This window comes from Citrobacter sp. wls827 (genome assembly GCF_005280875.1).
Classification (GTDB): Bacteria; Pseudomonadota; Gammaproteobacteria; order Enterobacterales; family Enterobacteriaceae; genus Citrobacter; species Citrobacter youngae.
On sequence record NZ_SZWR01000012.1, the window covers coordinates 36755 to 59285 of the forward strand.

The following is a 22531-nucleotide window of genomic DNA, read 5'->3' on the forward strand; positions in this document are numbered from 1 at the left end:
TTGTCGCCCCTCGTCCTGCCGAGCCTGCGCGTAACCCGTTTAAAGCGGAAAATGATCGCACGACGATCGTTACTAACAGTAATACCTCCACACGACCTGCGGCGCGCGCCAGCACCGGTAACGGCGATAAAGTGGTTATTGCCATTGATGCCGGACACGGCGGGCAGGATCCGGGGGCGATTGGCCCTGGCGGCACGCGTGAGAAAAACGTCACGATTGCCGTGGCGCGCAAACTGCGCAGCTTGCTCAATGATGATCCGATGTTTAAAGGCGTCCTCACTCGTGATGGTGATTACTTTATCTCGGTGATGGGGCGTTCAGACGTCGCGCGTAAACAAAACGCCAATTTCCTGGTCTCTATTCATGCGGATGCCGCGCCAAACCGGGATGCCACAGGCGCTTCCGTTTGGGTGCTGTCGAACCGTCGGGCGAACAGTGAGATGGCCGGCTGGCTGGAACAGCATGAGAAGCAATCGGAGCTGTTGGGCGGCGCGGGCGATGTGCTGGCAAACAGCCAGTCCGATCCTTATCTCAGCCAGGCCGTACTGGATCTGCAGTTCGGTCATTCGCAGCGCGTCGGGTATGATGTGGCGACCAGCATGATCGGCCAGTTAGAACGTATTGGTTCGATGCATAAGCGCCGTCCGGAACACGCCAGTCTTGGCGTACTGCGTTCGCCTGATATCCCGTCAGTGCTGGTTGAGACCGGCTTTATCAGTAACAACAGCGAAGAGCGTCTGTTGGCGAGTGATGATTATCAGCAGCAGCTGGCCGAGGCGATTTACAAAGGATTGCGTAACTATTTCCAGGCGCACCCAATGCAAACCGGGCCGCAGGGCGCACAGGCGCAAACCGCCAGTGCTGTATCGCCTGGCAGCACGTTAACAAATTAAGGATTAGCCATGCCGATTCAGGTTCTACCGCCACAGCTGGCGAACCAGATTGCCGCAGGCGAGGTGGTAGAACGGCCTGCGTCAGTGGTGAAAGAGCTGGTGGAAAACAGCATTGATGCCGGTGCGACGCGCATTGATATTGATATAGAGCGCGGTGGTGCGAAGCTTATCCGTATTCGTGACAACGGCTGCGGGATTAAAAAAGACGAGCTGGCGTTGGCGCTGGCGCGTCACGCCACCAGTAAAATTGCCTCGCTTGACGATCTCGAGGCCATCGTGAGCCTCGGATTTCGCGGCGAAGCGTTAGCCAGCATTAGCTCAGTCTCTCGTTTAACCCTGACGTCGCGCACGCAAGAGCAGCCTGAAGCCTGGCAAGCCTATGCCGAAGGGCGCGACATGGATGTGACGGTTAAACCTGCTGCGCATCCGGTGGGTACTACGCTGGAAGTGCTGGATCTGTTTTACAACACGCCAGCCCGACGCAAGTTTATGCGCACGGAGAAAACCGAATTTAATCATATCGACGAGATTATTCGCCGCATTGCGTTGGCGCGTTTCGATGTGACAATTAATTTGTCACACAACGGCAAAATGGTGCGCCAGTATCGTGCCGTAGCGGCGGATGGACAAAAAGAGCGTCGACTGGGCGCGATTTGCGGCACGCCGTTTCTGGAACATGCGCTGGCGATTGAATGGCAGCATGGCGATTTAACCCTGCGCGGCTGGGTGGCCGATCCGAACCACACAACGGCTGCGCTGGCGGAAATCCAGTACTGCTATGTGAATGGCCGGATGATGCGCGACCGGCTGATCAACCATGCTATTCGTCAGGCCTGTGAAGATAAGCTGGGAGCCGATCAACAACCCGCTTTTGTGCTGTATCTGGAAATCGACCCGCATCAGGTGGATGTTAACGTACATCCTGCCAAACATGAGGTCCGTTTTCATCAATCCCGCCTGGTGCACGATTTTATTTACCAGGGCGTGTTGAGCGTCCTGCAGCAGCAGCTTGAAACATCACTGCCGTTGGCTGACGACAATGAGCCTGCCCCAAGGCACATCCCGGAAAACCGTGTCGCCGCCGGACGTAACCATTTTGCCGAACCGACTCCCGCGCGCGAACCAGCGACACCGCGTTACTCTGCTTCCACTGGCGCTGGAAGCGGCAGTAGTGGCGCAGGCCGTCAGGCAGCGAGCTGGCCGCATGCCCAGCCTGGATATCAAAAGCAGCAGGGCGAAATTTATCAGCGCCTGCTGCAGACACCGGCTCCAATGCACAAACCACCGGTCACTGAAACGCCGGCAGCACCTCTTACCGGTAACAGTCAAGGGTTTGGAAGGGTGCTGACTATCGTAGGGACCGACTGTGCATTACTGGAAAGCGATAGCCAGATTCGGCTGCTGGCGTTACCTGTTGCGGAACGGTGGTTGCGGCAGGCGCAGCTTACGCCCGGCCAGGCCCCTGTTTGCGCTCAGCCATTGCTGATCCCGTTACGTCTAAAAGTCACCGCTGATGAAAAAGCAGCGTTGCAAAAAGGGCAGAGCCAACTGGCCGATTTGGGGATTGAATTTCAGCTGGATGCGCAGCATGTGACCATCCGGGCGGTGCCTTTACCCTTACGCCAACAAAATTTACAAATCTTGATTCCTGAACTGATAGGCTACCTGGCGCAGCAAACCGTATTCGAAGCGGGCAACATTGCGCAGTGGATTGCACGTAACCTGATGAGCGAGCATCCGCAGTGGAGTATGGCCCAGGCGATTACTCTGTTGGCGGATGTTGAGCGGCTATGCCCACAACTCGTGAAGGCACCGCCGGGTGGTCTGTTACAACCTGTTGATTTACATTCGGTAATGAACGCCCTGAAACATGAGTGATACCTGTAAGGCGAGCCTGCCAAAGGCGATTTTTTTGATGGGGCCAACGGCCTCCGGTAAAACAGCATTAGCAATTGAATTGCGTAAAGTTTTGCCCGTAGAGTTGATAAGCGTTGATTCCGCCCTTATTTACAAGGGGATGGATATCGGCACCGCGAAGCCTGATGCTAATGAATTGAAGGCCGCACCACACCGATTGCTGGATATTCGTGATCCGGCGCAAGCGTATTCTGCTGCGGATTTTCGTCGCGATGCGCTAGCCGAGATGGCCGATATCACTGCAGCGGGGCGTATCCCACTGTTAGTGGGTGGCACTATGTTATATTTCAAAGCCTTGCTTGAAGGGTTGTCACCGTTACCGTCGGCAGATCCGGAGGTCAGGGCCAGAATCGAGCAGCAGGCGGCAGAGCTTGGATGGGACGCGTTACACCGACAGCTTCAGGAGATTGACCCGGTAGCTGCAGCGCGGATTCATCCAAATGATCCGCAAAGACTTTCCCGGGCACTGGAAGTTTTTTTCATTTCGGGTAAAACTTTAACGGAGCTGACGCAAACGTCAGGAGATGCTTTGCCGTATCAGGTGCACCAGTTTGCGATCGCTCCGGCGAGCCGTGAATTGCTCCATCAGCGAATTGAGCAGCGTTTTCATCAGATGTTAGCTTCAGGTTTTGAAGCAGAAGTCCGGGCGCTTTTTGCCCGAGGAGATTTGCATACGGATTTGCCTTCCATTCGTTGTGTCGGGTATCGCCAGATGTGGTCATACATTGAAGGCGAAATTTCATACGATGAAATGGTTTATAGAGGTGTTTGCGCCACGAGGCAGTTAGCGAAGCGGCAGATAACCTGGTTGCGTGGTTGGGAAGGGGTGCACTGGCTTGACAGTGAAAAGCCTGACCAGGCGCGAAACGAAGTATTACAGGTTGTTGGTGCTATCGCGAACTGAATGTGTACAATTGAAACGTATCGTGCGCAATTTTTCAGAACCATAAGGTTCAATACGCAAAGTCATTCAAGTTGCATCAAGGCAGCAAGAGAGTGAATCCCCAGGAGCTTGCTCAAGTAAGTGACAGGGGGGAACGAACGTCGCTAACGTAGAGGCAACCTGAAGGATGAAGCGTATTAAGTACAAATAAGCATATAAGGAAAAGAGAGAATGGCTAAGGGGCAATCTTTACAAGATCCGTTCCTGAACGCACTGCGTCGGGAACGTGTTCCAGTTTCTATTTATTTGGTGAATGGTATTAAGCTGCAAGGTCAAATCGAGTCTTTTGATCAGTTCGTGATCCTGTTGAAAAACACGGTCAGCCAGATGGTTTATAAGCACGCGATTTCTACTGTTGTCCCGTCTCGCCCGGTTTCTCATCACAGCAATAATGCCACCGGCGGCACTGGCAGCAACTACCATCACGGTAGCAACGCGCAAGGTTCATCTGCGCAACAGGACAGCGAAGAAACCGAATAAGGTTGTTAGCTGTTTTACACACGGGGAGCCAGCGATCCTGCGTTCCCCGTTGATATATATTAAGGGGTTGACGCTTGTTTGACCGTTATGATGCCGGTGAGCAGGCGGTACTGGTACACATCTATTTTTCGCAAGACAAAGATATGGAAGACCTCCAGGAGTTTGAATCTCTGGTTTCTTCCGCCGGTGTCGAAGCAATGCAGGTGATTACCGGGAGCCGTAAAGCACCGCACCCGAAGTATTTTGTTGGTGAAGGTAAGGCAATCGAAATTGCCGAAGCCGTAAAAGCGACTGGCGCTGCGGTGGTGATTTTTGATCATGCTCTAAGCCCTGCCCAGGAACGTAACCTGGAACAGTTGTGCCAGTGTCTTGTTATCGACAGGACTGGTCTTATTTTAGATATTTTTGCCCAGCGTGCGCGGACCCATGAGGGTAAGTTGCAGGTTGAGCTGGCGCAGTTGCGCCATATGGCTACACGCCTGGTCCGTGGCTGGACTCACCTTGAAAGGCAAAAGGGCGGGATTGGTTTGCGTGGTCCGGGTGAAACCCAGCTCGAAACTGACCGTCGTTTGCTGCGTAATCGCATTTTGCAAATACAGTCGCGCCTGGAAAAAGTTGAAAAGCAACGTGAGCAGGGGCGGCAGTCGCGCAAGAAAGCGGATGTCCCAACCGTATCACTGGTGGGATATACCAACGCCGGAAAATCCACCCTGTTCAACCAGATAACCGAAGCCCGGGTTTACGCAGCGGACCAGCTGTTTGCGACCCTGGACCCGACGCTGCGCCGAATAGACGTAGCGGACGTCGGTGAAACCGTGCTGGCGGATACCGTAGGGTTTATCCGTCATTTACCGCACGACCTGGTGGCGGCGTTTAAAGCCACCCTGCAGGAAACTCGTCAGGCGACATTGCTGCTGCACGTCATTGATGCAGCAGATTTTCGTGTGCAGGAAAACATTGAGGCCGTCGACACGGTGCTCGAAGAGATCGATGCGCATGAGATCCCGACTCTGTTGGTGATGAATAAAATCGATATGCTGGATGATTTTGAACCGCGTATCGACAGAGATGAAGAGAATAAACCGATTCGCGTTTGGGTTTCAGCGCAAACGGGAATAGGTATACCACAGCTTTTTCAGGCTTTGACAGAGCGACTTTCCGGTGAGGTTGCGCAACATACGTTGCGTTTGCCGCCGCAGGAAGGGCGACTGAGAAGCCGGTTTTACCAACTTCAGGCAATAGAGAAAGAGTGGATGGAGGAGGACGGCAGCGTAGGTCTGCAGGTTCGTATGCCGATCGTAGACTGGCGTCGCCTCTGTAAACAAGAACCGGCACTGGAAGACTATGTTGTCTGACCTGACGGATATGGCCTGAAGATTTTTTCGCCTCTATTCCTCGTGGATTTTATGCGGCAGAAAGGCGGCAAGTCCTGAAATCTCCAGGTGCATAGTCAACTATGTGACTGGGGTTGAAAGATGTTGCCAACGCATCTGCAGCGCAAAAAACGCAGGTATAGCATCGCATAACAAATATGGAGCACAAACATGGCGTGGAATCAGCCCGGTAATAACGGACAAGACCGCGACCCCTGGGGAAGCAGCAAACCTGGCGGCAACCCAGAGGGAAATGGAAACAAAGGTGGTCGCGATCAGGGACCTCCCGATCTGGATGATATCTTCCGCAAACTGAGTAAAAAACTCGGTGGTTTGGGTGGCGGTAAAGGTACGGGTTCTGGTGGTGGTAGTTCATCACAAGGCCCGCGTCCGCAACTGGGCGGCCGAGTCTTTACTATCGCAGCGGCAGCTATCGTCATTATCTGGGCGGCCAGCGGTTTCTACACCATTAAAGAAGCGGAACGTGGCGTGGTGACACGCTTCGGTAAATTCAGCCATCTGGTTGAGCCGGGTCTGAACTGGAAACCGACCTTTATCGACGAAGTGACCCCGGTCAACGTGGAAGCTGTGCGTGAACTCGCCGCATCCGGCGTGATGCTGACATCAGACGAAAACGTCGTGCGCGTTGAAATGAACGTGCAGTACCGTGTGACCGATCCGCAGCGTTACCTGTTTAGCGTAACCAGCGCGGATGACAGTCTGCGTCAGGCAACCGACAGCGCCCTGCGTGGGGTCATCGGTAAATACACCATGGATCGTATCCTGACTGAAGGGCGTACCGTTATTCGTAGCGATACCCAGCGTGAACTGGAAGAAACCATTCGTCCATACAACATGGGTATCACCCTGCTGGACGTCAACTTCCAGGCTGCACGTCCACCGGAAGAGGTAAAAGCGGCGTTTGATGATGCTATCGCAGCGCGTGAAAACGAGCAGCAGTACATCCGTGAAGCAGAAGCGTATACCAACGAAGTTCAGCCACGTGCAAACGGTCAGGCGCAGCGTATTCTGGAAGAAGCGCGTGCGTATAAGACCCAGACCATCCTGGAAGCACAGGGTGAAGTGGCTCGTTTCGCAAAAATTCTGCCGGAATATAAAGCCGCACCGCAGATTACTCGCGAGCGTCTGTATATCGAAACCATGGAAAAAGTGCTGAGCCATACCCGTAAAGTACTGGTTAACGATAAGGGCAGCAATCTGATGGTTCTGCCGTTGGATCAGATGCTGAAAGGTGGTAATGCGCCAGCAGCGAAGAGCGACAGCAGTTCAAATCTGCTGCGTCTGCCACCGGTAACGTCTTCCAGCACTGGGGCAAGCAACACCTCGTCCACCAGTCAGGGCGATATTATGGACCAACGCCGCGCGAACGCGCAGCGTAACGACTACCAGCGTCAGGGGGAATAACGATGCGTAAGTCAGTTATTGCGATTATCATCATCGTTCTGGTAGTTCTGTTCATGTCTGTCTTTGTGGTCAAAGAAGGCGAGCGCGGTATTACACTGCGCTTTGGTAAAGTTCTGCGTGACGATGACAACAAGCCGCTGGTCGTTGCACCAGGCCTGCACTTCAAGATTCCGTTTATTGAATCCGTGAAGATGCTGGATGCGCGTATTCAGACCATGGACAACCAGGCCGATCGCTTTGTCACCAAAGAGAAGAAAGACCTGATCGTTGACTCCTACATTAAGTGGCGTATCAGTGACTTTAGCCGCTACTACCTGGCAACGGGCGGTGGCGATGTTTCTCAGGCAGAAGTGCTGTTGAAACGTAAGTTCTCTGACCGTCTGCGTTCTGAAATTGGTCGTCTGGACGTGAAAGACATCGTTACCGATTCCCGCGGTCGTCTGACCCTGGAAGTCCGTGACGCGCTGAACTCCGGTTCTGCTGGCACGGAAGATGAAGTCGCGACGCCGGCGGCGGATAGCGCGATAGCCGAAGCGGCTGAACGTGTGCAGGCAGAAACGAACGGTAAAGTTCCGGTCATCAACCCGAACAGTATGGCGGCACTGGGTATCGAAGTGGTCGATGTGCGTATCAAGCAAATCAACCTGCCAGCTGAAGTATCCGAGGCTATTTACAACCGTATGCGCGCTGAGCGTGAAGCGGTAGCGCGTCGCCATCGTTCACAAGGTCAGGAAGAAGCGGAAAAACTGCGTGCAACAGCGGACTATGAAGTCACTAAAACGCTGGCAGAATCTGAGCGCCAGGGCCGCATCATGCGCGGTGAAGGTGATGCAGAAGCCGCTAAATTGTTTGCCGATGCGTTCAGCCAGGATCCTGACTTCTACGCCTTCATCCGTAGCCTGCGCGCTTACGAGAAGAGTTTCGAAGGAAACCAGGATGTGATGGTCATGAGCCCGGACAGCGATTTCTTCCGTTACATGAAGACGCCGAATAGCGCAACACGCTAAAATAGCTCCAGCGGTTTTAGACCAGCAAAACCACCGGCATCCCCAGGGATGCGGTGGTTTTCTTTTTATATAAGGACGACGGATGAATTCAACAATTTTGCTGGCGCTCGCGCTGGTTTTGGTGCTGGAAGGCCTGGGCCCTATGCTGTATCCCCGCGCCTGGAAGAAAATGATCTCGGCGATGGCACAACTTCCTGAAAATATTTTACGTCGTTTTGGTGGAGGTCTTGTGGTTGCGGGCGTAGTGGTCTACTACATGTTGAGGAAAACGATTGGCTGAACAATAAGTAGACTAATTTGCAGGATTTTGGATGCAAAAAGTGCTGTATATCTGAAAAAGCGGTGGTAGAATCCATTTTTAAGCAAACGGTGATTTTGAAAAATGGGTAACAACGTCGTCGTACTGGGCACCCAATGGGGTGACGAAGGTAAAGGGAAGATCGTCGATCTTCTGACTGAACGGGCTAAATATGTTGTGCGCTACCAGGGCGGTCACAACGCAGGCCATACTCTCGTAATCAACGGTGAAAAAACCGTCCTCCATCTTATTCCATCAGGTATTCTTCGCGAGAATGTAACCAGCATCATCGGTAACGGTGTTGTACTGTCTCCGTCCGCGCTGATGAAAGAGATGAAAGGGCTGGAAGATCGTGGTATCCCGGTTCGTGAGCGCCTGCTGCTGTCTGAAGCGTGTCCGCTGATCCTTGATTATCATGTTGCGTTGGATAACGCTCGTGAGAAAGCGCGCGGTGAGAAAGCGATCGGCACCACCGGTCGTGGTATCGGCCCGGCTTATGAAGATAAAGTGGCTCGTCGCGGTCTGCGCGTTGGCGATCTGTTTGATAAAGCAACTTTCGCTGAAAAACTGAAAGAAGTGATGGAATATCACAACTTCCAGCTGGTGAATTTCTATAAAGTTGAAGCAGTTGACTACCAGAAAGTGCTGGATGACGTGATGGCAATTGCCGACATCCTGACATCTATGGTTGTTGATGTTTCCGATCTGCTGGACCAGGCGCGTAAGCGTGGCGATTTCGTCATGTTCGAAGGTGCGCAGGGTACGCTGCTGGATATTGACCACGGTACCTATCCGTACGTAACGTCTTCCAACACCACTGCGGGTGGCGTGGCAACCGGCTCCGGCCTGGGTCCGCGTTATGTGGACTACGTTCTGGGTATCATCAAAGCTTACTCTACACGTGTCGGTGCGGGTCCGTTCCCGACTGAGCTGTTTGATGACGTTGGCGAGTTCCTGTGCAAACAAGGTAACGAGTATGGCGCGACCACCGGTCGTCGTCGTCGCACCGGTTGGCTGGACTCCGTTGCTGTGCGTCGTGCAGTACAGATTAACTCCCTGTCTGGCTTCTGCCTGACCAAACTGGACGTACTGGACGGTTTGAAAGAGGTGAAAATCTGTGTCGCTTACCGTATGCCGGATGGTCGTGAAGTCACGACGACTCCGCTGGCAGCTGACGACTGGAAAGGTATTGAGCCGATTTACGAAACCATGCCGGGCTGGTCTGAATCTACCTTCGGCGTGAAGGAACGTAGCGGTCTGCCGCAGGCAGCACTGAACTACATCAAGCGTATTGAAGAACTGACCGGTGTGCCGATTGATATTATCTCAACTGGCCCAGACCGTACTGAAACCATGATCCTGCGCGACCCGTTCGACGCATAATTCTGGTTATAGCGTGGCGTCGAATGGCGCTGCGCTTGCACTATCTTAGGCCGGATGGAGTGCTTTGCAGCAGCATTCGGCTTAAAATCACGTAAGTTCCTCGCTTTTTTCCTTCCTGAACTGAAATAAATTAGCGACCTGGCTGGTGGCTGGTTTATCATCAATATAATTAATACCACCAGGTTTATCCGTTTTATCCCTTTTCCTGAGGTTGATGTGCAGTTAACAAGTTTCACCGATTACGGATTACGTGCGCTAATCTACATGGCGTCACTTCCCGAAGGACGTATGACCAGTATTTCTGAGGTGACAGAAGTCTACGGCGTGTCCCGTAATCATATGGTCAAAATAATCAATCAACTTAGCCGGGCGGGCTTTGTTACTGCTATTCGTGGAAAAAATGGCGGTATCCGCCTGGGCAAACCGGCTAAAGCTATTGGTATTGGTGATGTGGTTCGCGAGCTGGAACCGCTATCGTTGGTCAATTGTAGCAGCGAGTTTTGCCACATTACCCCAGCCTGTCGACTCAAACAGGCGCTTTCTAAGGCAGTGCAAAGTTTTCTCACGGAACTGGACAACTACACACTTGCTGATTTGGTTGAAGAAAATCAACCGCTTTATAAATTATTGCTGGTGGAGTAATGAAGTCCAAAGTATTTCGCGTCGCATCGCGGCGGCAACTGAGCGACTCCCGGGAGCTTACAAAAGTAAGTGACTGAGGGGGAGCAAAGGCAGCCAACAAAGAGGCGTCGTGAAAGACGAAGGAATTCCATCAGAGCTGACAATGGAGGAACCTCGATGTCACAAGATCCTTTCCAGGAACGCGAAGCAGAAAAATACGCGAATCCTATCCCGAGCCGGGAATTTATCCTCGAACATTTAACTAAACGTGAAAAACCGGCCAACCGCGATGAGCTGGCCGCTGAACTCAACATTGAAGGTGAAGAGCAGCAGGAAGCGCTGCGTCGCCGCCTGCGCGCCATGGAGCGTGACGGGCAACTGGTCTTCACCCGCCGTCAGTGCTATGCGCTGCCGGAACGTCTTGACCTGCTGAAAGGCACCGTTATTGGCCACCGTGATGGCTACGGCTTTCTGCGCGTTGAAGGCCGCAAAGATGACCTGTACCTGTCCAGCGAGCAGATGAAAACCTGCATTCATGGCGATCAGGTACTGGCACAGCCGCTGGGCGCGGACCGTAAAGGTCGTCGCGAAGCGCGTATTGTGCGCGTCCTGGTGCCAAAAACCAGCCAGATTGTTGGTCGCTACTTTACCGACGCTGGCGTTGGGTTTGTTGTCCCTGACGACAGCCGCCTGAGCTTCGATATCCTGATCCCGCCGGAAGAGGTGATGGGGGCTCGTATGGGCTTTGTGGTGGTGGTTGAACTGACCCAGCGCCCGACCCGCCGTACCAAAGCTGTGGGTAAAATTGTTGAAGTGCTGGGCGATAATATGGGCACCAGCATGGCCGTTGATATGGCTCTGCGTACTCATGAAATTCCCTATATCTGGCCGCAGGCAGTAGAGAAACAGGTCGCCGGCCTGAAAGAAGAAGTACCGGAAGAGGCGAAAATCGGACGCGTCGATCTGCGCGATTTGCCGCTGGTTACTATCGATGGTGAAGATGCGCGTGATTTCGATGATGCCGTCTATTGCGAGAAAAAACGTGGCGGCGGCTGGCGTTTATGGGTGGCGATTGCTGACGTAAGCTATTACGTTCGCCCGCCGACTCCGCTGGACCTGGAAGCCCGCAGCCGTGGCACATCCGTTTACTTCCCGTCGCAGGTTGTTCCGATGCTGCCGGAAGTGCTGTCTAACGGATTGTGTTCGCTCAACCCGCAGGTGGACAGGTTGTGTATGGTCTGCGAAATGACCATTTCGTCGAAAGGCCGTTTAACTGGCTTTAAATTCTACGAAGCGGTCATGAGTTCCCATGCGCGTCTGACCTACACCAAGGTCTGGCACATGCTGCAGGGCGACCAGGAGTTGCGTGAGCAGTACGCGCCGTTGGTTAAACACATTGAAGAGCTGCACAACCTCTACAAAGTGCTGGATAAAGCGCGTGAAGAGCGTGGTGGTATCTCGTTTGAAAGTGAAGAAGCGAAGTTTATCTTCAATGCTGAACGCCGTATTGAGCGTATCGAGCAGACGCAACGTAATGACGCGCACAAACTGATTGAAGAGTGCATGATCATGGCGAACATCTCAGCGGCGCGATTCGTTGAGAAAGCCAAAGAACCCGCGCTGTTCCGTATTCACGATAAGCCGACGACCGAAGCGATTAACTCGTTCCGTTCCGTGCTGGCGGAGCTGGGACTGGAGCTGCCTGGCGGCAACAAACCGGAGCCACGTGATTACGCGGAACTGCTGGAGTCGATTGCTGACCGACCTGACGCAGAAATGCTGCAAACCATGCTGCTGCGTTCGATGAAGCAAGCGATTTACGATCCGGAAAACCGTGGGCACTTTGGTCTGGCGCTGCAATCTTATGCGCACTTTACTTCACCGATCCGTCGTTACCCGGATCTCTCCTTGCACCGGGCAATTAAGTATCTGCTGGCGCAGGAGCAGGGCCATAAAGGCAACACCACGGAAACCGGTGGCTACCATTATTCGATGGAAGAGATGCTGCAACTGGGTCAACACTGTTCAATGGCAGAGCGCCGTGCTGACGAAGCCACGCGCGATGTCTCTGACTGGCTGAAGTGCGATTTCATGCTGGATCAGGTGGGTAATGTCTTTAAAGGCGTGATTGCCAGCGTGACGGGTTTTGGCTTCTTTGTCCGCCTTGATGAGCTGTTTATCGATGGTCTGGTGCATGTCTCCTCCCTGGATAACGACTACTATCGTTTCGACCAGGTTGGGCAGCGCCTGACGGGGGAATCCAGCGGTCAAATGTATCGCCTGGGCGATCGGGTGGAAGTCCGTGTGGAAGCTGTCAATATGGACGAGCGTAAAATCGATTTCAGTTTGATCTCCAGCGAACGTGCGCCGCGCAATGAAGGTAAAACCGCGCGCGAAAAAGCGAAAAAAGGCGATGCGGGTAAAAATACCGGTAAACGTCGTCAGATGGGCAAAAAGGTGAATTTCGAGCCGGACAGCGCTTTCCGCGGCGAGAAGAAAGGCAGAGCCAAACCTCAGGCGGATAAGAAAGCGGCTGAGAAGAAAGGCGATAAAAAAGCGAAAAAACCATCGGCAAAAACGCTTAAAATCGCTGCCGCCACCAAAGCTAAACGTGCAGCGAAAAAGAACGTCGCACAATAACCGCCACAAACAGTAAGTCGGGCAACCCCGCGTTGCCCGCGTTACGCATAAACTATTAACGAGTACATTCATGAGTGAAATGATTTACGGCATCCATGCGGTGCAGGCTTTGCTGGAACGTGCGCCGGAGCGCTTCCAGGACGTCTTTATTCTCAAAGGTCGTGAAGATAAACGCCTGCTGCCGCTGATCCACGCACTGGAAGCACAGGGTGTTGTCATCCAGTTGGCTAACCGCCAGTTCCTGGATGAGAAAAGCGAGGGTGCGGTACATCAGGGAATTATTGCTCGCGTGAAACCGGGTCGTCAGTACCAGGAAAACGATCTGCCGGATCTGATTGCTACACTCGATCAGCCGTTCTTTTTGATCCTCGATGGCGTCACTGATCCACATAACCTGGGCGCATGTTTGCGTAGCGCCGATGCTGCCGGCGTGCATGCGGTTATCGTACCGAAGGATCGTTCTGCGCAGCTGAATGCGACGGCGAAAAAAGTCGCCTGTGGCGCGGCAGAAAGCGTACCGCTGATCCGCGTGACCAACCTGGCGCGCACCATGCGTATGTTGCAGGAAGAGAACATCTGGATCGTTGGTACCGCAGGCGAAGCTGACCATACGTTGTATCAGAGCAAAATGACCGGACGTCTGGCGCTGGTAATGGGTGCAGAGGGCGAAGGTATGCGCCGTCTGACCCGTGAACACTGTGATGAACTGATCAGCATCCCAATGGCCGGGAGCGTTTCATCGCTTAACGTCTCTGTTGCGACGGGAATTTGCCTGTTTGAAGCTGTTCGTCAACGCGGGTAATTGATTCCTTCTTCTCTTAAGCCATCCTTCGGGATGGCTTTTTTGTGACCTTAATCCCAGGCACTCTCTTCTCTGACTGGCCATACTTAAGGCGACGGCCATTGACGGAGGGAGACACAATGCACTGGCAAACGCATACCGTTTTTAACCAACCTGTACCGCTCAATAACAGCAACTTATACCTGTCAGATGGCGCACTGTGCGAAGCGGTCAATCGCGAAGGCGCAGCTTGGGACAGCGATCTCCTCGCCAGTATTGGTCAGCAGTTAGGGACTGCGGAATCGCTCGAATTGGGTCGGTTAGCTAACGCTTATCCACCCGAACTGTTGCGCTACGACCCGCAGGGGCAGCGGCTGGATGATGTGCGGTTTCATCCCGCCTGGCATTTGCTGATGCAGGGATTGTGCGCCAACCGCGTACATAACCTGGCCTGGGAAGAGGAGGCCAGGCAGGGCTCGTTTGTTGCCCGAGCTGCCCGTTTCATGCTGCATGCGCAGGTGGAAGCGGGCACCTTGTGTCCGGTGACCATGACGTTTGCCGCCACGCCGCTGTTACTTCAAATGTTACCCGCCCCCTTTCACGACTGGCTGACGCCGCTGCTAAGCGACCGTTATGACTCGCATTTACTGCCCGGAGGGCAAAAGCGCGGGCTACTGATTGGTATGGGTATGACTGAAAAACAGGGTGGCTCAGATGTGCTGAGCAATACCACTCAGGCAGAACGTCTTGCAGACGGCGCGTATCGGCTGGTGGGACATAAGTGGTTTTTCTCCGTGCCGCAAAGCGATGCCCATTTGGTGCTGGCCCAGGCAAAGGGCGGTTTATCCTGTTTTTTTGTACCGCGATTTTTACCCGATGGGAGCCGGAATGCGATTTGCCTTGAACGACTGAAAGATAAGTTAGGCAACCGCTCCAACGCCAGCTGCGAGGTTGAATTCCACGATGCGATCGGCTGGCTATTGGGTGAAGAAGGGGAAGGTATCCGCCATATCCTGAAAATGGGCGGGATGACGCGTTTTGACTGCGCGCTCGGCAGCCACGGCATGATGCGACGTGCTTTTTCCGTGGCGATTTACCATGCGCATCAGCGGCAGGTATTTGGTAAACCTTTGATCGAACAACCGATGATGCGTCAGGTACTAAGCCGAATGGCGTTGCAACTGGAAGGGCAGACCGCGCTACTGTTTCGGCTGGCGCGAGCCTGGGATCGTCGTACCGATACGAAAGAAGCGCTGTGGGCCAGATTATTCACACCCGCAGCGAAATTTGCCATCTGCAAAAATGGCATGCCGTTCGTTGCCGAGGCGATGGAAGTACTGGGCGGGATTGGCTACTGCGAGGAGAGCGAGCTACCGCGCCTGTACCGTGAGATGCCGGTAAACAGTATCTGGGAAGGCTCCGGCAACATTATGTGCCTTGATGTATTGCGGGTACTTACAAAACAACCCGGCATCTACGATATGCTCAGCGAAGCCTTTGCGGAGGTAAAGGGACAAGATCGGCATTACGATCGAATGGTGCGCAAGCTGCAGCAGCATTTACGTAAACCCAGCGAGGAGTTGGGACGGGAGATTACGCAGCAATTGTTCCTGCTCGGCTGCGGGGCGCAGATGTTGCGTTATGCCTCTCCGCCAGTCGCGCAAGCCTGGTGTCAGATGATGCTGGATACGCGTGGTGTAACACAGTTTTCTGCACAGGTGCAGGGTGATTTGCTGCTGCGGGCGACGGGAGGAATACGGTAATACTATGCCAGATGGCGATGCTGTCGCGTCGTATCCTGTCTACGTTCAATACAGGCAGGATACGTTTACGCCATCCGGCAATCTGTTATGCATAAAGTATGGCCTGTACGCGCCAGTTATCTGGCTGCTGTTCTTCGTACATCTGAATGATCCGATACCATGAGGCACCTTGTTCATCCGCTTTTAACGCGATTACACGTTCTACATCCTGCGGATTCCCTGCAATGTTACTGACAGAGATCAGGCCAATTTCGTTCAGGCCCGTAACGCAGTCAGCACTGGCGAACTCGGCAGACTGCGCCGTTGTACCTACCAGTCCGGCAGAAAACAGCAGTGAGGATAAGGCAAGTGATTGTTTCATCGTCAGCTCCATTATTCGTACCCCTACACATGGCAGGGCATTCCATCGCGATAATAAACCTCAAGCTCCCTGCTGTTGGTTTATTGTGCACAGGTAAACGCATAGGGGCGCAAAGCAATGTAAAGCTGACTAAATTTCAAGCCAATGTTATTTACGATACAAAATAGCTTGTGAATACCATTGGCCTGTCACGATAGTCTCATCAACTAATAAGACAACGTAATAATCAGCTTTAGCCGCGACGGCTTTGGCACGGATCTCTGCCAGCGCATCATCTGGAGAGCCTCTTACCAGCGCATTGACTGTCCCTATTCGCTGCAACCCGTTGCTTTGGTCGCGGCGGATCTCTTGCGGGTGGTCGGCTACGGGCGGTGCAGGTTGTGGCGTACCCTGTAACACGCTACAGGCGCTTAAAAACGTCACCAGCAACAAAGAGGCAAACCGACGCATAACTCTATCTCGTTTCCTGATAGCCATAGTGTAGTGCCTTATTAAATTCCCTTTAGGGGAATGTTCCCGAATTGTTATCTCTCACGCGATTTTCGAATGAAAATGTTGCGAAAGCGTAACCCAGTTCTCAACATTATGAATCATTGCCGAACACATTCGCTTGCGTTAAGTATTGCTGCATGGCATACCAGAAAGAAAGAGGCGACAAATGATCGAAATTGAAACACGACAGTTGGCGGGTATCCCTGTCCTGCACGCCGTTCCGGCTGGCAAACGCGAATGTTCACTCCCTTGTATTATCTTCTATCACGGGTTTACCTCTTCAAGCCTGGTCTACAGCTATTTTGCCGTTGCTCTGGCTCAGGCTGGATTCCGGGTCGTGATGCCAGATGCGGCCGATCATGGTGCCCGCTTCACTAGTGATGCACAGGGGAGAATGTACCGCTTCTGGCAGATTTTGCAGCAAAATATGCAGGAGTTTACGACGTTACGTGCGGCGCTGGTGGCGGAAAATTGGCTATCAGATGAACGACTTGCCGTTGCGGGGGCGTCAATGGGAGGAATGACGGCGTTGGGCATTATGGCCCGCCACCCCGAGGTTAAATGTGTAGCCAGCCTGATGGGGTCGGGCTATTTTACCCGGCTTGCGCAGACGCTTTTTCCCCCTTTACATGTCCAGACGCCAGAGCAGCAGGCGGAGTTCGATGCCGTTATTGCACCGCTCGCCGAATGGGACGTTACGCATCAACTGCAACGTCTGGCCGACAGACCATTGCTGCTGTGGCATGGTCAGGAGGACGATGTGGTTCCGGCTGTGGAAACTTTTCGTTTGCAGCAGGCGTTAATTCAGGCAGGTCTGGATAACCATCTGACCTGCCTGTGGGAAGTGGGTGTCCGACACCGCATCACGCCAGAAGCGCTGGCTGCGACGGTAGCATTTTTCCGCCAGCACCTCTAAACCCGCAAAATGTTCACGCCCTGAGCTTCAAGCTGTTGCAGAATCTCAGGGTTCGCGTTTTTACCGGTAATCAGCGTATCGATTTGATCGGCGCGACTGAACAGCATTCCCGCACGTTCACCGACCTTACTGCTATCGACCAGTACCACCAGTTTGCCCACCACGTTAAGCATCTTCTGCTCGGCCATCGCGGTCAGCATATCGGTTTTATACAGTCCGTCCGCAGTTAATCCTTTACCGCTGGTAAACATCCAGTGTCCGGCATACAGGCTATTTTCACTGCCTTGTGGGCTAAGCGTGATGGATTGGCTTTTGTTGTATTGCCCGCCCATGATGATCACGCTGTCATGCTCCTGGTCGATCAGATAGTTTGCCAGCGGCAGATAGTTGGTGATGATCTGCACCGGCTTGCCGCACATTTCACGACCCAGCAGGAAAGCGGTCGATCCGCAGTTGATCACCACGCTTTCTCCCGCATTCACAAGCTGGGATGCCGCCTTGGCAATACGGACTTTTTCATCGTGGTTCTGCGCCTGGTGTAAATTCATTGGCGTCCAGCGTGGACGCTGCTGGGTAATGGCTTCTGCGCCGTTGCGGACTTTCTTGAGTTTGCCGCTTTCGTCGAGTTTGTTGATGTCCCTGCGCGCCGTTGCGGGTGAAATCCCCAGACGCTCAATGACGTTCTCAACGGTAACAAAGCCCAACTGCGCCAGCATATCCAGCAATATTTGATGTCTTTGTGCTTCAGTCATGAGCTATTCCGATACAAATTGATTTGAAAAGATGATATTTGAAATAGCCTGGAAATACTAAAGTAAAAGGGAAAAAATGCCGGGATAGCCCGGCATTTTGTGTGGATCACAGGAAGGATTTAAACGGTAAATCCGGCTCAATCGTGAAACAGTCATCAAAGCCGCGCGGATAGTGATATTCAAAGTTATCTTTGTCCAGCGGCCAGGTGAATTTGCCGCCTACCTGCCAGATGAATGGCTTAAAGCCATACTTAAGGCGATCTTTTTTCATCTCCCACAGGACGCGGATCTCCTGTGGGTCGGCCTGAAAGTTTGACCAGATGTCATGATGGAAAGGGATCACGACTTTTGTATTCAGCGCTTCCGCCATACGCAGCATGTCGGCGCTGGTCATTTTGTCCGTAATCCCACGAGGGTTCTCACCGTAGGAGCCGAGCGCGACGTCGATCTGATATTCGTTGCCATGTTTTGCATAGTAGTTGGAGTAGTGCGAATCACCGCTGTGGTACAGCGTACCGCCCGGCGTTTTGAACAGGTAGTTAACTGCACGTGCATCCATGCCGTCAGGCAGGACGCCTGCTGCTTTTTGATCTGCAGGCAAGGTGATTAATGCAGTACGATCAAACGCGTCGAGCGCATGAATCTCAATATCGTTTACTTTAACCACGTCGCCCGGTTTCACCACGATGCAGCGTTCTTTTGGCACACCCCAACCGATCCACAGATCCACGCAGGTTTGTGGGCCGATAAACGGCACGTCGTCGGCGCAGTTCTGCATGACGGCTGCCGCAACATTCACGTCGATGTGATCGTTATGATCGTGCGTCGCCAGTACCGCATCGATCTGTCGAATGGCAAACGGATCAAGAACAAACGGCGTGGTGCGCAGGTTAGGCTGCAGTTTTTTTACCCCAGCCATACGTTGCATTTGGTGGCCGGTTTTCATCAGCGGGTTGCCGTGACTCTGTTTACCCGTGCCGCACCAGAAATCGACGCAGATGTTAGTCCCGCCTTCCGACTTCAGCCAAATTCCGGTACAGCCAAGCCACCACATAGCGAAAGTGCCTGGTGCGACCTGTTCCTGTTCGATCTCTTCATTCAGCCAGCTTCCCCACTCCGGGAATGTACTCAGGATCCATGATTCACGCGTGATGCTTTTTACTTTACTCATCGCATTTACCTTCATTTTTGTTCAAATTAAATCAATATGTGATTTGTTTTGATTAATCCTGACATTATTTTTTCATATTGGCAATGGGGGATTTTTGAGCTTTGTGCGGATAACAGAAAAGGTAATGTAATGATTTTAGGTGATTTTACGCTATTCCGCTTTCTGTAATTCATTGATTTAATTGGTATTGAATGTTTTTCATAGCATTGAATAATTACCCATTTTTCAAATGTGGTAATTATTTGCGTACTTCATCACATTTAATCAAATTTAATCTTGTTGTGATTACTTTTGAAAATTACAGTGAGTGCACAACATCCTGGCGTGTGGAAAGCCCGGCAACTTCGTCTACTGGAGATCGTTATGGAGATCCTCTACAACATCTTTACCGTCTTTTTTAATCAGGTTATGACCAACGCCCCGCTGTTGCTGGGTATTGTGACCTGTCTTGGCTATATCCTGTTGCGTAAAAGTGTCAGCGTTATCATTAAAGGCACGATCAAAACGATTATCGGTTTTATGCTGCTGCAGGCGGGATCTGGCATTCTCACCAGCACGTTCAAACCGGTAGTGGCGAAGATGTCCGAGGTTTACGGTATCAACGGTGCGATTTCTGATACCTATGCTTCCATGATGGCAACCATCGAACGTATGGGGGATGCCTATAGCTGGGTAGGGTACGCGGTACTGTTGGCGCTGGCGCTAAACATTTGTTACGTACTGCTACGGCGGATAACCGGTATTCGCACCATCATGCTGACCGGGCACATCATGTTCCAGCAGGCGGGCCTGATTGCCGTCTCTTTCTACATCTTTGGCTATTCCATGTGGACGACCATCATCTGCACCGCGGTGCTGGTGTCGCTCTACTGGGGTATTACCTCCAATATGATGTACAAACCGACCCAGGAAGTGACCGACGGTTGCGGTTTTTCCATCGGTCACCAGCAGCAGTTCGCCTCGTGGATTGCCTACAAAGTCGCGCCTTACCTGGGTAAGAAAGAGGAGAGCGTGGAAGATCTCAAGCTGCCAGGCTGGTTGAATATCTTCCATGACAACATCGTTTCTACCGCGATAGTGATGACCATTTTCTTCGGCGCGATCCTGCTCTCTTTTGGCATTGATGTGGTTCAGGCGATGGCGGGTAAAACCCACTGGACAGTCTATATCCTGCAGACTGGTTTTTCGTTCGCCGTCGCTATTTTCATCATCACCCAGGGAGTACGTATGTTCGTTGCTGAACTTTCAGAAGCGTTCAACGGTATCTCTCAACGTTTGATTCCCGGCGCGGTGCTGGCCATCGACTGCGCGGCGATTTATAGCTTTGCTCCTAACGCGGTGGTCTGGGGCTTTATGTGGGGCACTATCGGCCAACTGATTGCGGTGGGCATCCTTGTGGGCTGCGGCTCCTCCATCCTGATTATCCCAGGCTTTATCCCGATGTTCTTCTCGAACGCCACTATCGGCGTATTTGCTAACCACTTTGGCGGCTGGCGCGCGGCGCTCAAGATTTGCCTGGTGATGGGGATGATCGAAATCTTTGGCTGCGTCTGGGCGGTGAAGCTTACCGGTATGAGTGCCTGGATGGGCATGGCGGACTGGTCAATTCTGGCGCCGCCGATGATGCAGGGTTTCGCCTCCATCGGCATCGTGTTTATGGCCGTCATTATTCTGATTGCACTGGCTTATATGTTTTTCGCAGGGCGTACGTTGCGCGCTGAGGAAGACGCAGAAAAACAACTGGCAGAACACTCTGCTTAAAAAGGAGTTCCGATTATGACCGTACGTATTCTGGCTGTATGTGGCAATGGGCAGGGCAGTTCCATGATCATGAAAATGAAGGTGGATCAGTTTTTAACCCAGTCAAATATCGACCATACGGTAAACAGCTGTGCCGTGGGGGAATACAAAAGTGAACTGAGCGGCGCAGATATCATCATCGCCTCTACCCATATTGCCGGCGAGATTACCGTATCTGGCAATAAATATGTTGTCGGCGTGCGCAACATGCTGTCTCCCGCCGATTTTGGACCAAAACTGCTGGAAGTGATCCAAGCGCATTTCCCACAGGATGTGAAGTAAGGACGCACCATGAAATTACGTGATTCGCTGGCAAACAATAATTCCATCCTTTTACAGGCCGAGGCCAGCACCTGGCAGGAAGCGGTAAAGCTTGGCGTGGATCTGCTGGTTAAGGCTGATGTGGTTGAACCACGCTACTACCAGGCCATCCTCGACGGAGTAGAACAGTTTGGCCCGTACTTTGTGATTGCGCCGGGCCTTGCTATGCCGCATGGACGTCCGGAGGAAGGGGTTAAGAAAACCGGTTTTGCGCTGGTGACGCTGAAAACGCCGCTGGTGTTTAACCACGAAGATAACGACCCGGTCGATATTCTGATCACGATGGCGGCAGTTGACGCCAACACGCATCAGGAAGTAGGCATCATGCAGATCGTGAATCTGTTTGACGACGAAGCCAATTTCGACCGTTTACGCGCCTGCCGCACCGCGCAGGAAGTGCTGGATTTAATTGATAACGCCACTGCGGCGGCTGTTTAAAAGGATACCAAAATGTCATTACCTATGTTGCAGGTAGCGCTGGATAACCAATCAATGTCTTCCGCGTATGAAACGACGCGTCTGATTGCCGAAGAGGTCGATATCATTGAGGTGGGTACGATTCTTTGCGTGGCAGAGGGCGTTCGTGCCGTTCGCGATCTGAAGGCGCTTTACCCGCATAAAATAGTGCTGGCGGACGCTAAAATTGCCGACGCGGGCAAAATCCTCTCCCGCATGTGTTTCGAAGCCAACGCTGACTGGATTACTGTCATCTGCTGTGCCGATATCAACACCACCAAGGGTGCGCTGGAGGTGGCGAAAGAATTTAACGGTGACGTACAGATTGAACTGACCGGCTACTGGACCTGGGAGCAGGCGCAGGAGTGGCGTGACGCGGGTATTGGGCAAGTTGTCTATCACCGCAGTCGTGATGCGCAGGCGGCAGGCGTGGCGTGGGGAGAGGCGGATATCAGTGCGATCAGGCGTTTGGCCGATATGGGCTTTAAAGTTACCGTTACTGGTGGTCTGGCGCTGGAGGATCTGCCGCTGTTCAAAGGGATCCCGATTCACGTCTTTATCGCTGGTCGCAGCATTCGCGACGCGGCTTCTCCGGTTGAGGCCGCTCGTCAGTTTAAACGTTCCATCGCCCAGCTGTGGGGATAAGGAGCGGCTATGTTGTCGAAACAGGTCCCGCTCGGTATTTATGAAAAAGCACTCCCCGGCGGGGAGTGCTGGCTCGAACGCTTGCAACTGGCG

The 22531-nt window shown here is 52.8% G+C and carries 23 protein-coding genes; 19 read left to right on the forward strand and 4 right to left on the reverse strand.

What is annotated here, in order from left to right; translation table 11 throughout:
* From amiB to FDX03_RS07115, 13 genes are all read left to right on the forward strand, one after another.
* A partial coding sequence (gene amiB / locus FDX03_RS23140; protein WP_249357009.1) for an N-acetylmuramoyl-L-alanine amidase AmiB occupies positions 1-893 on the forward strand: 893 nt, incomplete at its 5' end.
* A 9-nt stretch (positions 894-902) separates the two neighbouring features.
* Positions 903-2771: a DNA mismatch repair endonuclease MutL gene (mutL, locus tag FDX03_RS07060; RefSeq protein ID WP_116361040.1), complete on the forward strand. Its 1869-nt coding sequence runs from the start codon at positions 903-905 to the stop codon at positions 2769-2771.
* Entirely contained in the window at positions 2764-3714 is a 951-nt protein-coding gene (miaA, locus tag FDX03_RS07065; protein WP_137345709.1) for a tRNA (adenosine(37)-N6)-dimethylallyltransferase MiaA, read from the forward strand. The genes mutL and miaA overlap by 8 nt, the downstream gene beginning before the upstream one ends.
* Before the next feature lie 210 nt (positions 3715-3924).
* On the forward strand, positions 3925-4233 hold the full coding sequence (gene hfq / locus FDX03_RS07070; protein ID WP_003025584.1) for an RNA chaperone Hfq: 309 nt from the start codon (positions 3925-3927) through the stop codon (positions 4231-4233).
* A gap of 74 nt (positions 4234-4307) precedes the next feature.
* Entirely contained in the window at positions 4308-5588 is a 1281-nt protein-coding gene (gene hflX, locus FDX03_RS07075) for a ribosome rescue GTPase HflX (protein ID WP_003025589.1), read from the forward strand.
* Positions 5589-5777: 189 nt separating this feature from the next.
* Positions 5778-7031 (forward strand): FtsH protease activity modulator HflK, encoded by a 1254-nt coding sequence (hflK, locus tag FDX03_RS07080; RefSeq protein WP_048212892.1) that lies wholly within the window; start codon positions 5778-5780, stop codon positions 7029-7031.
* Positions 7032-7033: 2 nt separating this feature from the next.
* Positions 7034-8038 (forward strand): protease modulator HflC, encoded by a 1005-nt coding sequence (hflC, locus tag FDX03_RS07085; protein WP_005122169.1) that lies wholly within the window; start codon positions 7034-7036, stop codon positions 8036-8038.
* Between the two features lie 82 nt (positions 8039-8120).
* A complete protein-coding gene (locus FDX03_RS07090) occupies positions 8121-8318 on the forward strand; it encodes a DUF2065 family protein (protein ID WP_005122170.1) in 198 nt (65 codons plus the stop codon).
* A gap of 102 nt (positions 8319-8420) precedes the next feature.
* Complete coding sequence (gene purA / locus FDX03_RS07095) at positions 8421-9719, forward strand: adenylosuccinate synthase (protein ID WP_005134423.1); 1299 nt, start codon at positions 8421-8423, stop codon at positions 9717-9719.
* 216 nt (positions 9720-9935) lie between these two features.
* On the forward strand, positions 9936-10361 hold the full coding sequence (nsrR, locus tag FDX03_RS07100; protein WP_005134424.1) for a nitric oxide-sensing transcriptional repressor NsrR: 426 nt from the start codon (positions 9936-9938) through the stop codon (positions 10359-10361).
* 156 nt (positions 10362-10517) lie between these two features.
* A complete protein-coding gene (gene rnr, locus FDX03_RS07105; RefSeq protein WP_137345710.1) occupies positions 10518-12980 on the forward strand; it encodes a ribonuclease R in 2463 nt (820 codons plus the stop codon).
* Between the two features lie 70 nt (positions 12981-13050).
* The gene (rlmB, locus tag FDX03_RS07110) at positions 13051-13782 is read left to right on the forward strand and encodes a 23S rRNA (guanosine(2251)-2'-O)-methyltransferase RlmB (protein WP_003830482.1); all 732 of its coding nucleotides are present in this window, start codon (positions 13051-13053) and stop codon (positions 13780-13782) included.
* Positions 13783-13901: 119 nt separating this feature from the next.
* A complete protein-coding gene (locus FDX03_RS07115) occupies positions 13902-15524 on the forward strand; it encodes an isovaleryl-CoA dehydrogenase (protein ID WP_137345711.1) in 1623 nt (540 codons plus the stop codon).
* Between the two features lie 85 nt (positions 15525-15609).
* Here FDX03_RS07115 and yjfN read toward each other — a convergent pair whose 3' ends face one another.
* Together yjfN and bsmA are read right to left on the reverse strand one after the other, a co-directional pair.
* The gene (gene yjfN / locus FDX03_RS07120; RefSeq protein ID WP_082193776.1) at positions 15610-15885 is read right to left on the reverse strand and encodes a DUF1471 family protease activator YjfN; all 276 of its coding nucleotides are present in this window, start codon (positions 15883-15885) and stop codon (positions 15610-15612) included.
* Between the two features lie 147 nt (positions 15886-16032).
* Positions 16033-16362, reverse strand: coding sequence for a biofilm peroxide resistance protein BsmA (gene bsmA, locus FDX03_RS07125; RefSeq protein ID WP_040232967.1), 330 nt, complete (start codon positions 16360-16362; stop codon positions 16033-16035).
* Between the two features lie 181 nt (positions 16363-16543).
* Here bsmA and yjfP point away from each other — a divergent pair, with 181 nt between their 5' ends.
* The gene (gene yjfP, locus FDX03_RS07130; protein WP_101742910.1) at positions 16544-17293 is read left to right on the forward strand and encodes an esterase; all 750 of its coding nucleotides are present in this window, start codon (positions 16544-16546) and stop codon (positions 17291-17293) included.
* Here yjfP and ulaR read toward each other — a convergent pair.
* Both ulaR and ulaG read right to left on the reverse strand, forming a co-directional pair.
* Entirely contained in the window at positions 17290-18045 is a 756-nt protein-coding gene (gene ulaR / locus FDX03_RS07135) for an HTH-type transcriptional regulator UlaR (protein ID WP_061067103.1), read from the reverse strand. The genes yjfP and ulaR overlap by 4 nt on opposite strands.
* A 106-nt stretch (positions 18046-18151) precedes the next feature.
* Entirely contained in the window at positions 18152-19216 is a 1065-nt protein-coding gene (gene ulaG / locus FDX03_RS07140; RefSeq protein ID WP_048212879.1) for an L-ascorbate 6-phosphate lactonase, read from the reverse strand.
* Positions 19217-19579: 363 nt separating this feature from the next.
* Between ulaG and ulaA the strand changes: the two genes are divergently transcribed.
* The 5 genes from ulaA to FDX03_RS23145 all read left to right on the forward strand — a co-directional run.
* Positions 19580-20977 carry a PTS ascorbate transporter subunit IIC gene (ulaA, locus tag FDX03_RS07145; protein ID WP_040232971.1) on the forward strand — a complete coding sequence of 466 codons (1398 nt, stop codon included), beginning with the start codon at positions 19580-19582 and terminating at the stop codon, positions 20975-20977.
* A gap of 15 nt (positions 20978-20992) precedes the next feature.
* On the forward strand, positions 20993-21298 hold the full coding sequence (gene ulaB, locus FDX03_RS07150; RefSeq protein ID WP_115601100.1) for a PTS ascorbate transporter subunit IIB: 306 nt from the start codon (positions 20993-20995) through the stop codon (positions 21296-21298).
* 9 nt (positions 21299-21307) lie between these two features.
* A complete protein-coding gene (ulaC, locus tag FDX03_RS07155; RefSeq protein WP_048212878.1) occupies positions 21308-21775 on the forward strand; it encodes a PTS ascorbate transporter subunit IIA in 468 nt (155 codons plus the stop codon).
* A gap of 12 nt (positions 21776-21787) precedes the next feature.
* Positions 21788-22438, forward strand: coding sequence for a 3-keto-L-gulonate-6-phosphate decarboxylase UlaD (ulaD, locus tag FDX03_RS07160; RefSeq protein WP_115643999.1), 651 nt, complete (start codon positions 21788-21790; stop codon positions 22436-22438).
* A 9-nt stretch (positions 22439-22447) separates the two neighbouring features.
* A partial coding sequence (locus tag FDX03_RS23145) for a hypothetical protein (RefSeq protein WP_249357024.1) occupies positions 22448-22531 on the forward strand: 84 nt, incomplete at its 3' end.

Excerpts from the sequence above, each read along its gene's own strand:
- FDX03_RS07115 (WP_137345711.1), top strand. The coding sequence starts at position 13,902 with ATGCACTGGCAAACGCATACCGTTTTTAACCAACCTGTACCGCTCAAT.
- rnr (WP_137345710.1), top strand. The coding sequence starts at position 10,518 with ATGTCACAAGATCCTTTCCAGGAACGCGAAGCAGAAAAATACGCGAAT.
- hfq (WP_003025584.1), top strand. The coding sequence starts at position 3,925 with ATGGCTAAGGGGCAATCTTTACAAGATCCGTTCCTGAACGCACTGCGT.
- purA (WP_005134423.1), top strand. The coding sequence starts at position 8,421 with ATGGGTAACAACGTCGTCGTACTGGGCACCCAATGGGGTGACGAAGGT.
- hflC (WP_005122169.1), top strand. The coding sequence starts at position 7,034 with ATGCGTAAGTCAGTTATTGCGATTATCATCATCGTTCTGGTAGTTCTG.
- ulaR (WP_061067103.1), bottom strand. The coding sequence starts at position 18,045 with ATGACTGAAGCACAAAGACATCAAATATTGCTGGATATGCTGGCGCAG.
- miaA (WP_137345709.1), top strand. The coding sequence starts at position 2,764 with ATGAGTGATACCTGTAAGGCGAGCCTGCCAAAGGCGATTTTTTTGATG.
- ulaC (WP_048212878.1), top strand. The coding sequence starts at position 21,308 with ATGAAATTACGTGATTCGCTGGCAAACAATAATTCCATCCTTTTACAG.
- yjfN (WP_082193776.1), bottom strand. The coding sequence starts at position 15,885 with ATGAAACAATCACTTGCCTTATCCTCACTGCTGTTTTCTGCCGGACTG.
- FDX03_RS07090 (WP_005122170.1), top strand. The coding sequence starts at position 8,121 with ATGAATTCAACAATTTTGCTGGCGCTCGCGCTGGTTTTGGTGCTGGAA.
- bsmA (WP_040232967.1), bottom strand. The coding sequence starts at position 16,362 with ATGGCTATCAGGAAACGAGATAGAGTTATGCGTCGGTTTGCCTCTTTG.
- ulaB (WP_115601100.1), top strand. The coding sequence starts at position 20,993 with ATGACCGTACGTATTCTGGCTGTATGTGGCAATGGGCAGGGCAGTTCC.
- hflK (WP_048212892.1), top strand. The coding sequence starts at position 5,778 with ATGGCGTGGAATCAGCCCGGTAATAACGGACAAGACCGCGACCCCTGG.
- ulaG (WP_048212879.1), bottom strand. The coding sequence starts at position 19,216 with ATGAGTAAAGTAAAAAGCATCACGCGTGAATCATGGATCCTGAGTACA.
- yjfP (WP_101742910.1), top strand. The coding sequence starts at position 16,544 with ATGATCGAAATTGAAACACGACAGTTGGCGGGTATCCCTGTCCTGCAC.
- rlmB (WP_003830482.1), top strand. The coding sequence starts at position 13,051 with ATGAGTGAAATGATTTACGGCATCCATGCGGTGCAGGCTTTGCTGGAA.
- mutL (WP_116361040.1), top strand. The coding sequence starts at position 903 with ATGCCGATTCAGGTTCTACCGCCACAGCTGGCGAACCAGATTGCCGCA.
- ulaA (WP_040232971.1), top strand. The coding sequence starts at position 19,580 with ATGGAGATCCTCTACAACATCTTTACCGTCTTTTTTAATCAGGTTATG.
- ulaD (WP_115643999.1), top strand. The coding sequence starts at position 21,788 with ATGTCATTACCTATGTTGCAGGTAGCGCTGGATAACCAATCAATGTCT.